Source organism: Pseudomonas sp. LH1G9 (genome assembly GCF_002949975.1).
Lineage (GTDB): Bacteria > Pseudomonadota > Gammaproteobacteria > Pseudomonadales > Pseudomonadaceae > Aquipseudomonas > Aquipseudomonas veronii.
On the sequence record NZ_CP026880.1, the window covers coordinates 2,078,448 to 2,092,573 of the forward strand.

The 14,126-nt window shown below is 60.8% G+C and carries 9 protein-coding genes; all 9 read left to right on the plus strand.

The features are described 5' to 3' along the window. The first annotated feature begins 26 nt into the window (after window positions 1-26). The 9 genes from C5F70_RS09745 (at window position 27) to C5F70_RS09785 (ending at window position 13,993) form a co-directional block, all read left to right on the plus strand. Window positions 27-2,654 (plus strand): type VI secretion system Vgr family protein, encoded by a 2,628-nt coding sequence (locus C5F70_RS09745; RefSeq protein WP_104903195.1) that lies wholly within the window; start codon window positions 27-29, stop codon window positions 2,652-2,654. 42 nt (window positions 2,655-2,696) lie between these two features. Beyond that, window positions 2,697-5,291, plus strand: a complete 2,595-nt coding sequence (locus C5F70_RS09750) for a pentapeptide repeat-containing protein (RefSeq protein ID WP_104903196.1) — start codon at window positions 2,697-2,699, stop codon at window positions 5,289-5,291. Continuing rightward, window positions 5,284-6,246, plus strand: coding sequence for a pentapeptide repeat-containing protein (locus C5F70_RS09755; RefSeq protein ID WP_104903197.1), 963 nt, complete (start codon window positions 5,284-5,286; stop codon window positions 6,244-6,246). The genes C5F70_RS09750 and C5F70_RS09755 overlap by 8 nt, the downstream gene beginning before the upstream one ends. Then, window positions 6,243-6,890 carry a DUF3540 domain-containing protein gene (locus tag C5F70_RS09760; protein WP_104903198.1) on the plus strand — a complete coding sequence of 216 codons (648 nt, stop codon included), beginning with the start codon at window positions 6,243-6,245 and terminating at the stop codon, window positions 6,888-6,890. Before C5F70_RS09755 ends, C5F70_RS09760 begins: the two co-directional genes overlap by 4 nt. Before the next feature lie 8 nt (window positions 6,891-6,898). Further along, window positions 6,899-7,303 carry a DUF4150 domain-containing protein gene (locus C5F70_RS09765; protein WP_104903199.1) on the plus strand — a complete coding sequence of 135 codons (405 nt, stop codon included), beginning with the start codon at window positions 6,899-6,901 and terminating at the stop codon, window positions 7,301-7,303. Next, on the plus strand, window positions 7,300-7,941 hold the full coding sequence (gene tssJ / locus C5F70_RS09770) for a type VI secretion system lipoprotein TssJ (protein WP_104903200.1): 642 nt from the start codon (window positions 7,300-7,302) through the stop codon (window positions 7,939-7,941). The genes C5F70_RS09765 and tssJ overlap by 4 nt, the downstream gene beginning before the upstream one ends. A 63-nt stretch (window positions 7,942-8,004) precedes the next feature. Beyond that, window positions 8,005-9,387 carry a type VI secretion system baseplate subunit TssK gene (tssK, locus tag C5F70_RS09775; protein WP_104903201.1) on the plus strand — a complete coding sequence of 461 codons (1,383 nt, stop codon included), beginning with the start codon at window positions 8,005-8,007 and terminating at the stop codon, window positions 9,385-9,387. Next, complete coding sequence (locus C5F70_RS09780; protein WP_104903202.1) at window positions 9,384-10,052, plus strand: DotU family type IV/VI secretion system protein; 669 nt, start codon at window positions 9,384-9,386, stop codon at window positions 10,050-10,052. The genes tssK and C5F70_RS09780 overlap by 4 nt, the downstream gene beginning before the upstream one ends. Continuing rightward, window positions 10,052-13,993: a type VI secretion protein IcmF/TssM N-terminal domain-containing protein gene (locus C5F70_RS09785; RefSeq protein ID WP_104903203.1), complete on the plus strand. Its 3,942-nt coding sequence runs from the start codon at window positions 10,052-10,054 to the stop codon at window positions 13,991-13,993. The genes C5F70_RS09780 and C5F70_RS09785 overlap by 1 nt, the downstream gene beginning before the upstream one ends. The last annotated feature ends 133 nt before the right edge of the window (window positions 13,994-14,126 follow it).

Here is a 14,126-nt window from a genome sequence, read left to right on the forward strand (position 1 = left end):
ACCGACTGAAGAACAAGGATTGATTGATGGCTCTCAATGATCATGCGCTCTGCACTTTCGCCAGCCTGGCCCCCTCGCTGCTGCTCGAAACATTATGGGTGCAGCAGTGGCAGGGCGAGGAACAGCTCTCTCAGCCCTATCGCTTCGAGGTTCGGCTGGCCACGATCAATCCATTGTTCGACGACGAAGCGCTGCTGGGCAACCGAGCGGTATTGACCCTGAGCGATGCGTTGGGGCAGCCGCATCCCTATCAGGGCGTGGTCACGGAGGTGGATTATCTCGACGCCGACTCCTTGTATTACTACTACCGCGTGGTGCTGGAACCGCGCTTCGTGCAGTTGCGGCATTTCCGCTTTTCGGAAATCTGGCTGGACAAAAGTCTGCCGGAGCTGATTCGCGACGTGCTCAAGTTGGCCGACCTGACTGTCGAAGGGGCGGGTATGAACGGTTTGCCCGGGGCGGCGTATGACTTCGATATCCGCCTGCCGCTGGCCGATGATCCGCTGACTCAGGCGACGTTTACCTGCCAGTTCGAAGAAACCAGCTTCGCCTTTATTTCACGTCTTCTTGAATATTTCGGCGTGTATTACTTCTTTGAGCAGGGGCCTGACGGCGAGGCACTGGTGTTCTGTGGCGACCGACTGTACCAGCCGCAACTCCCCAGTCTGCTGACCTATCGCCGCCAAGATTCGGAACTGGAGGTAGGCCGGGTCCTGGCGGTGGCGCGGACCTTCGAGCGCAAACTCGTGCGGCAAGCGGCGGGGGTCACGCTCCAGGACTTTTCCGCGAGTAACGCGCAGTTGAAGTTAGAGGTCAATGCTTCGGTGGCAGCTGCCAGCCTTGGCGCAGATGCCTCAACCGCACAACGAGAGGCCGTCTCTGGTTCGTCTGTATTTATCGGCGGACAAGGGTTGTATGGCGAGCACTTCGGTTCGCTCGAACAGGGGCAATGGTTGGCCAATCGCCGCGCCCAGGCCATCGGTTGCCGTCAACGGGAGTTTCATGGCAGCGGTCGAGCCACGGGGTTGCGCGCCGGTTATCCGATGCTGTTAGTCGGCCACCCGCGTCCGCTGTTCAATGCCGGTTATCAGGTGATTGAAGTTCACCATGACGGTTATCAGCCGTTGCCGGGCCTCGGCTCGGAGGGGGAAGGGCCGGGGCAGGGGATCAACACGCGGTTTATCGCCTTGCCCGGCGACGTGCAGTACCGCGCACCCTGTGTGACACCGCGGCCTTATGTGCAGGGCGTGCTCAGTGCGGTGGTGGATGGTGATGAAGATACCGGTCGGCCGCTGCTCAATGAGCATGGTTGCTACAGGGTGAGTTTCCCGTTCATTCGCGGTGAGAAGAATGCGACGCGTGGTTCGGCCTGGTTGCGTATGGCCACGCTGTCCAGTGGTTCGAGCCACGGCATGAATTTCCCGCTGCTCAAAGGCACGGAAGTGCTGGTTTCGTTCTTGGGCGGCGACCCGGACCGCCCGGTGATCACCGGTAGTGTGCCCAACTCCGAGAATCCCAATGTGGTCACCGACGAAAACGCGACCCAAAGTGGCTTGAGCACTCCCGGTGGGCATTTGTTTGCGATGGAAGACAGCCCGTCCGGGCCGATGATGAAGATGGGGGCGTCCACCGGTTGTAGTTTTACCTTGGGTGAGGGCGATGTCAGTGGAGCGCATTTGCGCACGGACAAGCATATGCAGCTGGCGTCTAGTTCGTATAAGCATCAGGTGCCAGGTGTTTATTGGCAATCCATAGGGGGAGGGCATGCGCCGGCCCCGGTGGCGGGGACGAGCTCTTCAGAGAGTTTGATGGGTGCCAACTTTAAAGATCGGCCTCCCACTCCCGCCAGTAGCAGCAAGCTTGCCTCCGCGCCAAGCACAACAAATAGCGCATCAGAGAAAAGCGGATTTGATAATTTCAAAGACGCAATAGCCAACCCAAAGCTGAGCACAAAATTAGACGTTACAACTTCAATGCTTCAATTGAAGGGTGACGTAAATATAGCCAGCGGAAGTCTCTCTCTCTACGGGGTTGGCGTGTCAGTGAAACTTGGATTGGTTTCGCTTTCGGCTGACTACAGTTTGTATAAGAAAAGCGTTGGCAACAGTGCCTGGGAGTATCATAAGGCGAGTATTAAAAATTCAGAATATCTGAAAGGAATGCATATAGTTCGAGCATCCAACTCAAAGATGGAGTTGAAGAATACAGATATTTACTGCCATGAAAATGTAACCTCATATGAGATTAAGCTGGGTGGGAATAGCATACTTATCAATGCGGCAGGGATTGTCATAAAGTCGGACGAGATCATACATCTTGAAGGCCAGGTGCATGTTACTGGTGATGTTCTTGTGGATGGGGATTTAGAAGTTTGCGGTAACGCCTTTTTTAGTAAGTTCATGAGAGTTAGCGGCACTATAGTGGGTGCAACGATCACTTCGGATCAAGTACAGGAATTTCCGTGTTTTGAACTAGCCCCCAGCCCCAGCCTGTTAAGTCTGAAGCTAGCATCACGCCCAAGTCTTGCTGCGGTGAAAGTGGCCGCGGGCGGAGCCAATGCGGTTGTAAACGGCGCCGTTGACCTGCTTGATGGCGCCGCCGATGCGGTCGCGGCAGCGGGCGATGCTGCTGCACCGCCCGCTGCCGCGCCGTGATACGGAAAAAAAGAGGCGTAAGTTTCCTATTCGGAGAGTCCGATGCAGCTCAAATGTGAACAGGCCAGCCTTCTATTGCTAGCCAATGCCAAACTTCTGGACCTTCATTGTGTGGTCGTCACCCTGGGTCTGCTGGTGGACGCTGAAGATCAGGTAATGGCCGCTGGGGAAACTTGGGCCTGGTTAACCGAGCGACTTGGCAAGCAGATGCTTGATCGGGGTTTAAAGAAAAGTCGAGGCACATTTGCCGTACAGGGTAAGGCTTATCCGTTGACCGATGTGCAACGGGGTGGCATGGCGGTGCGGGTGCGTCTGGGGGATATGGAAAAAACATTGCATGTACTCGCGCCGCGGCAATGGCGCAAAGGGCCTCTGGGTTGGACGCCCGTTGTGAGCGGTCAACTGGATAACCTGCCGTTGGACTTTGAAAGCGCTTATGGCGGTAATAAGTGGCCAGATAATCCGACAGGCAAAGGCCATTATCCGGAGGTGGACGCCGCGCAAGGAATGCCGTTGGCACAACTGGAAGTGGCGAATGCCACAGTTGTTGACCCCAATGATCGGCCAGCCCTGGCGAGTTTTTTGCCATTGCCAGTACAAAGCGCTGAGCGCCGCCAGTATATGGGCACCCTTGACGAGCATTGGACTGCTTATCGCGCCCCATTCTTACCGACGGATACTGATGCGCGCTGGTTCGATGAAGTGGCGCAGGACCAATGCAACGCCGGTTTTTGGCGTGGCGACGAAGCCTGGTCGATCTCAGGCATGCACCCTACCGAGGCCCGGGTCGCCGGGCGATTGCCGGGCCTGCGGCCACGGCTGTTTATTGAGCGTGCGGATAAGCGTGTACCCGTTACCGAAATGTCGATGGACCTGGATACGGTATGGCTGTTCCCTGATGCGCAAAGTGCTCTTCTGCTGTACCGCGTCGAAGTACCGGTGCTCGATATAGATGCGCAAGATATCGTCAAATTGGCTACGGCCCTCGAGCGAGCGGGTGACCCCGTGCTGGACGCGCAAGTCTGGATTGAGCGGCTTTGGCCACGCCCTCCCGTCGAGTCGGTCAAGGTTGCGCCTGTCGAACCAACCCCGTTCGACTCCGGGCCGATAATCGCCAGTTTGCAGGCCGCTGCGGATGCGCAATATGCAGCGTTAAGCGCAACTCATGAGCAGTGCATGCAATACGCTCAGATGATGGCGACTCGCATGAACCTGCCTTTCAACCCCACCGATTACCCACCATCAGCGACAACGGACTTTACGGTTCTGATGCGCGAACCGATGCGCCCCCTCAAGCCCTTTGACCCCGAGGCATTGGCGCTGGAAATTGATTCGGAAATCGCCAAGGCTAAGGCCCAAGGCATGGAGTATGCCCAGCAGATGATGACCCGGCTGGGCATAGATGCAGAGCAAGCGTTGGCGCGTGCTAAACAGCCAGCACCGAAGGTCGATATCATGGACATGCTTGAGCGCCTGGAGCTGCCTCCAGACCAGCAGGCGCAAGCCAAGGAAAAACTGACTGCCGCCATAGCAGAGTCTCAAGCCGTGGAAGCTGAGATAGACCGTGTTTTAAGCGTCATGAACAAAGCGCTGGCGGCTGATCGAATCCAATTCGCCCCCATTCTCCCGCTTCCTGAATACTGCAGTCTGACCCGTGAGCGGCTGCTGGCATTGCACGCGGCAGGTAAGACGCTGCAAGACCTCAGTTTGGAGAGCCTTGATCTTTGCGAAATCGATCTGAGCAGCGCTGACCTGAGAAATACCACTTTTATGAGTTGCAAGCTCAATGGCACTCGACTGCAGAACGCCGATCTGAGCCACTGTCAGTTCATCGACTGCGACTTGGGTGCTTCGGATCTGAGCAAGGCGCGCTTGCAGGACGCAATGTTTCATAGGGTTCTATGCCAAGGCGCTTCGTTCTGCGGCACCAGCTTGATCGATATCCGCGCTCAGAACTGTGATTTCTCCGCTGCTGATTTCACCGAAGCCAACCTGCAACAAGCCCAACTCAACGAATGCAGCCTCGACAAGACTCAACTGAGCAACGCCAATCTAAGCAAACTACGCCTCAATAAATGCGACCTGAGCGGCGCACGACTCACCGACAGCAACCTGCACAAAGCCAAGCTCTACGACTGCACACTGGACGCGACGGATATGCGCCGCGCCAATCTCAGCAAAGCCGATTTCGCCAAGGTGGTGGGCCGTGATCTGGACTTGCGCGAGTGCAACCTGCAGAACCTGCGCCTGGCCGCTCACTGCGTTTTGCCGGGTGTGCGCCTGGACGATGCCGACCTGACCGCTGCCAGTTTTCAAGACGCCGATCTGAATCACGCCAGCCTGCGCGGCGCACGGCTTAACGACGCGCTGCTGAGCGGTTGCGACCTGAGTGATTCCGACGGTGTCGGGCTGGTCGCGCAAGGTGTCTACCTGTCGGGATGTGACTTGAGTCGCGCTGATTGGTCCGGCGCCAACCTGCTTAACGGCCGCTTGCGCAAGGTATGCCTGGAGCAGGCCAACCTCAGTGGCAGCAACTTGCATGGCTTGGCCAGTGACGCTGTACACGGCAGCGGTGTGCGCCTGGAGCAGGCATTGATGACGCGCTGCCGACTCAAGGAGAGCCTGACTCATGCTTGAGGTATTAAGTGCCGAGCGTCTAAGGGCATTGCTGGCTGATTGGCAGCCCTTGCGCGCGTTGAATCTGGCCGGTGGCGACTATCGCGGTGTCGATTTGAGCAACGCGCGGCTGGAACAAGTGGATGCGCGTGGCGCGCAATTCAATGGCGCCATGCTGACCCAAAGCCACTGGAAAGACTGCCGCCTGGACGGCGCCAATTTTTCCGAGAGCACTGCGGACTCGTTGCACATGAACGGGTGTTCATTGCAGGGCGCATTGTTCACGAATGTGCGTTGGAACAAGACCAGCTGGGCGCAATGCCACGGCGAGGATCTGGATCTGTCGGGCGCGCAGCTACAGGCGTTTACACTCGCGGAGTGCCGCGTACCGCGTATCAGGCTGGCAGCCGCCCAGTTGAGCAAATCCCAATGGAACCGCTGCGATCTGACGGGCCTTGATGCCCAGTCGGCGCATTTTGCGAAGGCACGATTGATCGATTGCCAACTCGATCAGGCGCGCTTCGGTCTGGCGTCGTTGCAGCAGTGTGCCTTCGATGAATCGTCGTTGAGCGGGGCCGATTTTCATGCCGTGCAGGCCGAGGGCGCGTCGTTCTACCGCAGCAAGGGAACCGCGCCGATGTTTGCCGGTGCCCATCTCAAGGGCGCTCTGTTCAATGCCAGCCATTTTGACTCGGTCGATTTCAGTGATGCCGTTCTGGAGATGGCCATCCTGATCGACGCCCAGATGCCAGGCGCGCGCTTTGACCGCGCACTGTTGCGTTATGCCGACTGCACCGCGTTGCTTGCGCCACGCGCCTCGTTCGTCGCCGCCGACGTGACCGGCATGAATGCCCATGCCGCTGATTTCACCCAGGCCGACTGGCAGCAGAGCAACCCCCAGGCCATCCAGCCCGTAGATACCGAACGCCTCGCCGCCGAGCAATGGCAGCCTGCCTCTTTAGGAAAATCGAGATGAATGAAGCCCCGCAATATTGCGATGCCGCTGCTCAATTGCGGCATGCGCAGGTCAACGCACTGGATGGCGAGCGTTTCGGCGTGGTCAGCAGCGATGGCCGCCGCTATTGGCTAAAACCCGCATTCGGTTGCCTGGTGCGTCCGGCAGTGGGGGACAAGGTGTTGGTCAGCCTGGACGCGCAAGGCGGTTACATCCTTAGCGTGCTGGAACGCGCCATCGCTCAACCGGCGCGTATGCATCTGGAGGGTGACCTGCATTTGAGCCTGCCCGCCGGCGCGCTGAGCATTCAGGCCCGCGACGGCGTGAGCCTTGACGCCGGTATCGCACTCCGGGTGTGCGCCGAGCAGGGCAGTGTGCAGATGCAGCGTGCCCATCTGACTGTCGGCACCCTGGCCATGAGTGGCGAGCATCTTCAGAACCACTGGGTCGAGCGCCACGACAGCAGCGTTTATCACCGCGAAAAGGCTGTGCGCCACGAGGCGGATTTTGCTGACAGCCGCCGTCGCGTCGAAGGCCATGAAGAACTTCATTCCGGCTCCTTGCGCCAGCGCGTGCGCGATGACTGGAGCGTGCAGGCCGACACGCTGGACCTGAATGCACAACGTAGCGTTGCCATTGATGGCGACAGCATCAAGCTGGGGTGAGATCGATTATGTATATGCTCAATAACGGCGGTGCGATGGCGCTGTCCACGGTGCCCGATATCTGCAAGACGCCCGTTCCGCCCGCCGGGCCAGTGCCATTGCCTTATCCCAACGCTGCCGATACCAGCGCCGCGGCCCCGGGTGGATTGGTGATGGACGTGCTGGTGGACGGCATGCCAGCGATGAATATGTCGAGCAAGGTGTTGATGACCAGTGGCGATGAAGCTGGGGTGGCCGGTGGTGTCACCAGCGGCAAGGTCAAGGGTGAAATGATCTTCATCGATGGCAGCGCCAAAGTGATGGTCGCCGGTAAGCCCGCCGTGCGTGTCACCTGCCAGACCATGCACAACGCCAATAACACCATGGGGACGGTTTCGCAGCCGAGCCAGACCGCTGTGCTGGTGATGGCGTGAGCAGCGCGGGGCGTGCGCCCTCCATCAAGTTTTCCATAGGCGGACTGGCCCTGTGCATCCTGCTCGCCGCCTGCAGCAGCCAGGACCTCACCCCCGAGCAAAAGGCCCTCACCGCGCTCAAATGGGACTACACCGAAAACGCCATCGAGCTGAGCTTCACCGCCGATAACGACCTCAATCAGTACGACGGCCAGGCACATAACCTGTTGGTGGTGGTCACGCAGTTCGATCAGATCAGTGCGTTTTCCGCCTACACCGGCAGTTCCCAGCAACTGAGCAGCCTGCTGCTGATGAACAGCGCGCCGCCCGGGATGATCGGGCTGACGCGGCTGTTTATCGAGCCGGGCCAGACCCGCCAGTTGAGCCTGCCGCGACTGGAGGGCGCGAAGATGGTCGGTATCGCCGCCGGTTACGCGCACCTGGACCCGACGCGCAGCGTCAAGCTCTATCAGATCGGCGTCGACGTGACGTCGACAGGGTTTTTCAGCAAGACCTGGACCGCCACCCCGCGCCCCATCGCCATTGACCTGCTCGTCGGGCCCGATGCGCTGTTGCGTGGCAAGGAGAGTCGCCTGGCGTTGCCCAAGCCGGTGCAGCCCCGAGAGGGTGAGGTGCGCCTGCCCGGCGCACAGGACTGAGCTGCTTGCCGTGAGCGTTGCAGTGGCCACGCTTTTTCAATTTTTTGCCTGAAACCGAGCCCTATGAATATCGATCAGTTGTTGTATTGGCACCAGGGCTTGTTCCTCCAGCCTCAGCATTTTCAACAGAACGATGCGCGTATCGAGCATCGTCTGACCCGGACCACAGAGTTGAACCATCCGTACCCGTGGGGTTTGATCTCGCTGAAGATCAACGAGCCCGCGCTGGTTGCCAAACAGTGCCTGCTGGAGCAATTGTCGGTGCGCTTTGCCGAAGGCACGCTGGCCGAATATCCGGGCAATGCGATGCTGGAGTCGCGCACCCTTGACCTCGGCGATTTCAGTGGCGGCCGTACGCTGTTTGTGGGGCTACGCCGCTTGCTGCCGGGCGACGCCAACGCGCAAGTGTTCGAGACGTTGTCTGCCGGGTCCCGGGCGGAAGCGCGCTTTATCGTGGCGGCCGATCCGGAAGTGATCGGTGACCGTCTCGGCGACTCCCCGGAAGCGCGGGTGCGCCCCATGTCCTATGTGTTGCGGCTGTTCTGGGACGATGAGCTGGAGCATCTGAGCGCCTACGAGCTGCTGCCGATTGCACGGCTTGAGCTGGACGGTGATCGCCTCCGGCCGGCCCAACGCTACGTGCCGCCGTCAGTCAATCTGGCGGCATCGCCGATGCTCCTGCAAACCTTGCGCGAAGTCCGCGACGAACTGGTCGGCCGGGCGCGGCAGTTGTCGGTGTACAAGCAGCCGGGGGAGTCGCGGCGGGGCGATCTCGACGCGGCCCAGGTCAACCACCTGATGGCCCTGGCGGTACTGAATCGCTATGGCCCGTTGCTGACGCATTTGCTGGAAACCCCGCAGGTGTCGCCATGGCAGCTTTACGGCACCCTGCGCCAACTTGTTGGTGAGTTGAGTCTGTTTTCCGATGTCTGCGACATGCTCGGCGAAACCCCGGATGGCCGTCTGTTGGTGCCGGCCTACAAGCATGAGGACGCGGGCGCGGCGACGATCGCACTGGTGGCCCTGATCGGTCAGCAGCTCAATGAGATCAGCATCGGCTCAGAGTTGCTGGTCCACCTGCAACTGCAGGAAGGGTTTTATCAGGCTCCATTGCCGGACGCGTTTTTCGGCGCGCGGCATCGTTACTATCTGGTGGCGCGCAGTCTGGTCGATCCGGCGTGGCTGGCCGAGTGCCTGCCGTTGGATGGCAAGCTGGGAGCTCTCAGCGTCATGCAAGGCCTGGTCAACCGCGCCTTGCCCGGGGTTGAGTTGATCTATCTGCAGGTTCCGCCCCAAGGCTTGCCGCGGGTGGCGGGCGCGTTGTACTTCCGCCTGGAAACGCTGAGCGAGGGTTGGGAAACGCTGCAGCAGGAGCGTCAGGCGGCGTTCTTCCTGCCCCAGCCGCCGGCTGACCTGAGTATCGACCTGGTGGTGGTTCGCACATGATCAATCCCCGCCTGGCTGACTGCTGGATGTCGAGTTTCGAGGCTGCCAAGCGCGGCTTCATTGATCCGGCACAGTCCTATGAGACGCTTGCGCCGGCGCTCATCGTGCTGCTCGATAGCGCCGCGAATCGGGCCCGCGAGCTGCACTTTGCCGAAGCCGAAGTGCGCGAGGCGCTGTTCGCGGTGGTCGCCTGGATCGACGAAGCGGCCATGTCCGGCGAATGGCCCGGGGCGGCCGAATGGCGGCGGGCGCCGTTGCAGCGCCACTATTTTTCCACCAGTCGCGCCGGTGTCGAGTTCTTCCAACGCCTGGAGGCTTTGCCCGAGGCGGCGGTCGGTGCCCGCGAGGTCTTCGGCCTGGCCTTGCTCGGCGGTTTCCAGGGGCGTTACGCGACCCGCCCGGGTGGTGAACTGATGCAATACCGTCGGCTTTGCCTGGAGCGGATCATTCTCGATCGGCAGATGGTGCCGCTGGACGCCAACAGCCATCTCTTCGAACAACCCGAGGACCACCTGCCAACGCGCCTGCGTGTGGTGCGCCGGGGCTTGCCCGGTCTTTCGCTGCTGTTGCTGATCGGGGTGCCGTTGATTCTGTTGACCGTGCTTTACATCAGTTTCGATCTCTCGCTGGGTCGACAAGTCAGCCAATTGCTGGAGATGCGCTGATGTTGAAGAAAGCAGGGGTGTTGTTGCTCTGGGTGCTGCTGCTGGCGTGCATCGTGCTATTGCTCTGGGGCCTGGCGCTCTACAAAAGCTGGCCATTGTGGTACGTGCCGCTGATTTGCATCGTGACGCTGTTGGTGGTTTTTTGCCTGCGCGGGGTCGGGCGACGCTGGTATGCCTGGCGCTTGCGTCGCCGGATGAACAGCGAGTTGCCCCAGAGTCGTCGCGATGAAGCGCCGGCGCTTGATCAGGACTGGAACAGCGGCGTGCAGATGTTGCGCCAGTCGCGCCTGAGTCGATTGGGTTCACCGTTGTATGTGCTGCCCTGGTTCCTGACGCTGGGCGAGAGTGGCAGCGGCACCCGGCGGTTGCTGGGCAACAGCGGGCTGACCTCGGCCTTGCGTTCGACCCGCGGTGGAAAGCCGGCGGCCTCGACTGGCACTCTGGATTGGTGGTTCCTTGAGCGTGGCGTGATCATTGACCCCGCCGGCCGCATGGCGGAGGGCAACAGCGACGCCGGCCCGGAATGGCGACGGTTGCTGTACTGGCTGCTGCGTTCGCGGCGCCGCGAACCCCTCAACGGTGTACTGCTGGTGATCGACTGCCAGCGCTTGTTGAGCGACTCCGATGCGCGCCTGGCCGAGCAGGGACACAATCTGCGCCGCCGCCTGGATGATCTGGTGAAGGTCTTTGGTGCCCGTCTGCCGGTGTATTTCATCATTACCGGTGCCGAAGCCTTGCCGGGTTTCACCCAGTGGGCTTGCGCTCTCACGCCGCCACAACGCGAGCAACCGTTTGGCCTGCTCAGCCAACAGCGCACGGGGGCGGCGCAGGTGTTTCTCGACGAGATGTTCAGCGGGCTTGGCCAGCGTCTGTTCGACCTGCGCATCGAGTTGGGCGTGCGTGGCCTGCCGGATGAAGAAGCTTTCAGCCTGCCGGAGCGCATCGTTGAACTGCGCTCGCGTCTCCAGCATCTGCTGTTACCCGCGTTTGACGCCAACCCCTACAGCGAGTTGCCGCTGCTCTGCGGGCTGTTCCTGACCGCGCAAGGGCAAGAGGCAGACGGCACAAGCGAAGGCTGGTTCAGTCATGAGTTGCTGGGCAGGCTTTTGCCTGCGCAACGCCACGCCTATCAACCCATCGATAGCTGGCATCGCTGGCGCAGGCTGTTGGCCCACGCCGCAGTCATCGGCTGGCTGGGGCTGTGTATCGGCTTTGGCGCATTGCTGGTGTATGCCGACCACCACACTCAAGCTGTGCTCACCGACGCGCTGGACGAGCCGCCAGCGGCCGAGGACTTCAACGGTGGGCTGGAGAGCGACCTGGATGCGCTGCGTCGGTTTCGCCAAGCGTTGATCAGCTTATCTGACCAGCAGCAGGGCGGATGGCATGGTTTGCTGCCGTTCTCACGCCATATCGAACAGGTCCAGGAGCACTACCGCTCTGACTACGTGAGGTTGTTCGACAGCGAAATACGCACGCCGGTATTCGATGGTTTCATTTCGCAGAACCTGCGCGGCGCGTTGAACAGCGGCGATCCACGGCTGATTGCCGCTTATGCCGAATTCCTCGTGCGCCGGATCAACCTGCTCGATGCTCGCCTGAATAACCAGTCGATGGATAACTTGCCGCTGCCGGGTTCCGAGGTAGGTTTCCTGAACCTGACCTACGGTTCCAAGGAAGCGACCAGCGCCGGGCAACTGGTCACCCTGGGGAGCAGCTATCGCTCCTATCTGGAGTGGCAAACCGATATGGCGCAGATGCAGGGCCAACGCGCCGCCTTGCTGGGCCAACTGGAGAGCATGGGGCTTGAAGGACGCCCCCTGACGTGGCTGAAAGCCTGGGCGGAACTGCAGGGCAATCTGCAACCGATCCGGCTGACGGAATACTGGAGCGATAGCGATAACCCGGGGTTGAGTCTTTCCGGTGCCTATACGTTGCAAGGGCACAGCGCGATTTTTGCGTTCATGGATGAACTCGGCCTTGCCAGCCGTGACAGCGCGTTGTGGAAGACACAGCGGGTGAAATTCCTCGATCAGTACCAAAGCGATACCCAGGACGCCTGGTATCGGTTTATCCAGGGCAGCCTGCTCAGTGCACAGACACGCTTGAAGACGCGCAGCGACTGGCAATTGGCCCTGAGTGTGGTCGGTACGCCCAATGATCCGTTCCTGAAGCTGTTGCATCGCAGTGCCGAACGGTTTGCCTTGATCCCGCCCGAGCAGCGGGCACCTTGGGCGAGCCGCGCGGTGTCGCTCGATCGTTTGCTTGAACTGGCCAGTAACAACGATCTGCATGCCGAAGCGGGGGCGCTGGGCAGTCTGAAAATCACCAATGCCCTGGGCGGCGATATGCTCAAGGGCGTGGCCAGTGGCGGTTCGATCGAGAGTGGCGTCAACGGCTTGCGCGACGAGTTGACCCAAGCCCGTGCCTTGGCCAGGTTCCAGCAGTTGATGAAGGGTGTGGTGGCCGATCTGCAGAAAAGCGATGCGCAAGCGTTCCAGGTGGCCGTGGAGACTTGGGGCTTCGGCGCCGATCCGTCGGTGAAGTCCGCACCGCTCTGGGAAGCCGACAGCGTGCGCAGCGCCTTGATCCAGGCGCTGAAGGGGCCGGACCCGCGTGAAGATGCGGTCTGGGCGTTGGCCACCGGCCAGTTGGATTTCTCCTCGCATTACGCCGCCGAAGTGGCGGCCTGCCGCCTGCAAGGCGACTGGAGCGGGCAGTTGCTCAGCTCGATTCAGGGCGTGCAGGACCCGGTCATGCTCAACGAGTTGCTGTACGGCGAGCGCGGTCAACTGCCGGCCTTTATGAGCGGAGCGGTGAAAACCTTCGTGCAACGCGATGTCCTGCGCTACAGCGGACGGGAGGCGCTGGGTGTGCAAATTCCGCTGACCGGTGCGTTCTACGCCTATGTCAGCCGCATGCAGCATGCGCGCAACGATCTGCTCGGTGCCGAGCGACAGAGTCAGGCCCAGCAGGCCACGGAGCAGCAAAGCCGACAGGCACTGGAAGCCGAGCAAAAAGGCCTTGTGGCGCAACGGGCGGAGCTCAAGCAGAGCATCGCCATACTGCAGGCCACCGCGGCGGTGGTGGAACTGTCCGCCGCGCCGTCGCAGGTCAACCTCGGTGCCCGTTCGCTGCCCCAGCAGACGCGCCTGACGCTGCAATGCAGTGGCCGTTCGACGGTACTGGACAACTTCAACTTCCCCACCAGCGCCAGCTTCGTCTGGGCGCCGGGGGCCTGTGCCGATGTCGCCCTGGAGATCAGCTTCGCCAACTTCAAGCTGACCCGGCACTGGACCGGAGACCGCGCGTTCGTGGACTTCCTGCGGCTGTTCAACGGTGGGCAACACACCTTCAGCGCCGACGATTTCCCCGGCCAGCGCAATTTGATGGGCAGTGAGAATCTCATCGGCATCCAACTGACGTACCGCCAGGAAGGCGAACAGGTGTTGCTGGACAAGTACGACCAGGCCGACCAAATGCAGCGCCAGGCCAATCTCATCGACGCACGCTTGAGTGCCACCGCCGAACAGTTGGCGGCGATGGATACCCAGGCCGCCGCGACGAATGTGCGGCTGGCTGCCCTCGGTTCACCGGTCGAACAGGGTGTCGCGAGTATTCAACCGCCGACCCAGATTGCCTGGTGCTGGACGCCCCGGCCCGTGGTAACGGGGCTGTCGGCAGGTGAAGGGCTGCGCTTGGATCTTGGTACCTATGGCAACGAGACGCGCTTGAAGAACCTTGAGGAACAGCTGCGTATCCTCGGCTTGACCAGCCGGCGCGAAGCCACGCAGGCGATAACGGGTGACAAGGTGACGCGGTTGCTGGTGGTGGCGCTGCGTGACGACGCGGCTGCGCAACGGGCGATCCGCGATATTGTGCGCAAAATGGGCGTGGCCGCCACGCTCGACAGTGCCGCCGCCAGTAAGGTCGACCTGTAGTGAAGGGTGGGCACGCGTCACTGGCATTGAGTTGGTGCGTGGCCGCCGGGCTTAGCGGCTGGCGCAGCGGAGGAGGGCGCCAGACGACTGCTGTCACCAGGCCCAACGTATTGCCAGGATGGCAGATGCTCGC

What these genes read in the sequence shown, in the direction of transcription:
- C5F70_RS09785 (WP_104903203.1), top strand. Translation starts at nt 10,052, where the DNA reads ATGTTGAAGAAAGCAGGGGTGTTGTTGCTCTGGGTGCTGCTGCTGGCG.
- C5F70_RS09745 (WP_104903195.1), top strand. Translation starts at nt 27, where the DNA reads ATGGCTCTCAATGATCATGCGCTCTGCACTTTCGCCAGCCTGGCCCCC.
- C5F70_RS09750 (WP_104903196.1), top strand. Translation starts at nt 2,697, where the DNA reads ATGCAGCTCAAATGTGAACAGGCCAGCCTTCTATTGCTAGCCAATGCC.
- C5F70_RS09755 (WP_104903197.1), top strand. Translation starts at nt 5,284, where the DNA reads ATGCTTGAGGTATTAAGTGCCGAGCGTCTAAGGGCATTGCTGGCTGAT.
- C5F70_RS09760 (WP_104903198.1), top strand. Translation starts at nt 6,243, where the DNA reads ATGAATGAAGCCCCGCAATATTGCGATGCCGCTGCTCAATTGCGGCAT.
- tssK (WP_104903201.1), top strand. Translation starts at nt 8,005, where the DNA reads ATGAATATCGATCAGTTGTTGTATTGGCACCAGGGCTTGTTCCTCCAG.
- C5F70_RS09765 (WP_104903199.1), top strand. Translation starts at nt 6,899, where the DNA reads ATGTATATGCTCAATAACGGCGGTGCGATGGCGCTGTCCACGGTGCCC.
- C5F70_RS09780 (WP_104903202.1), top strand. Translation starts at nt 9,384, where the DNA reads ATGATCAATCCCCGCCTGGCTGACTGCTGGATGTCGAGTTTCGAGGCT.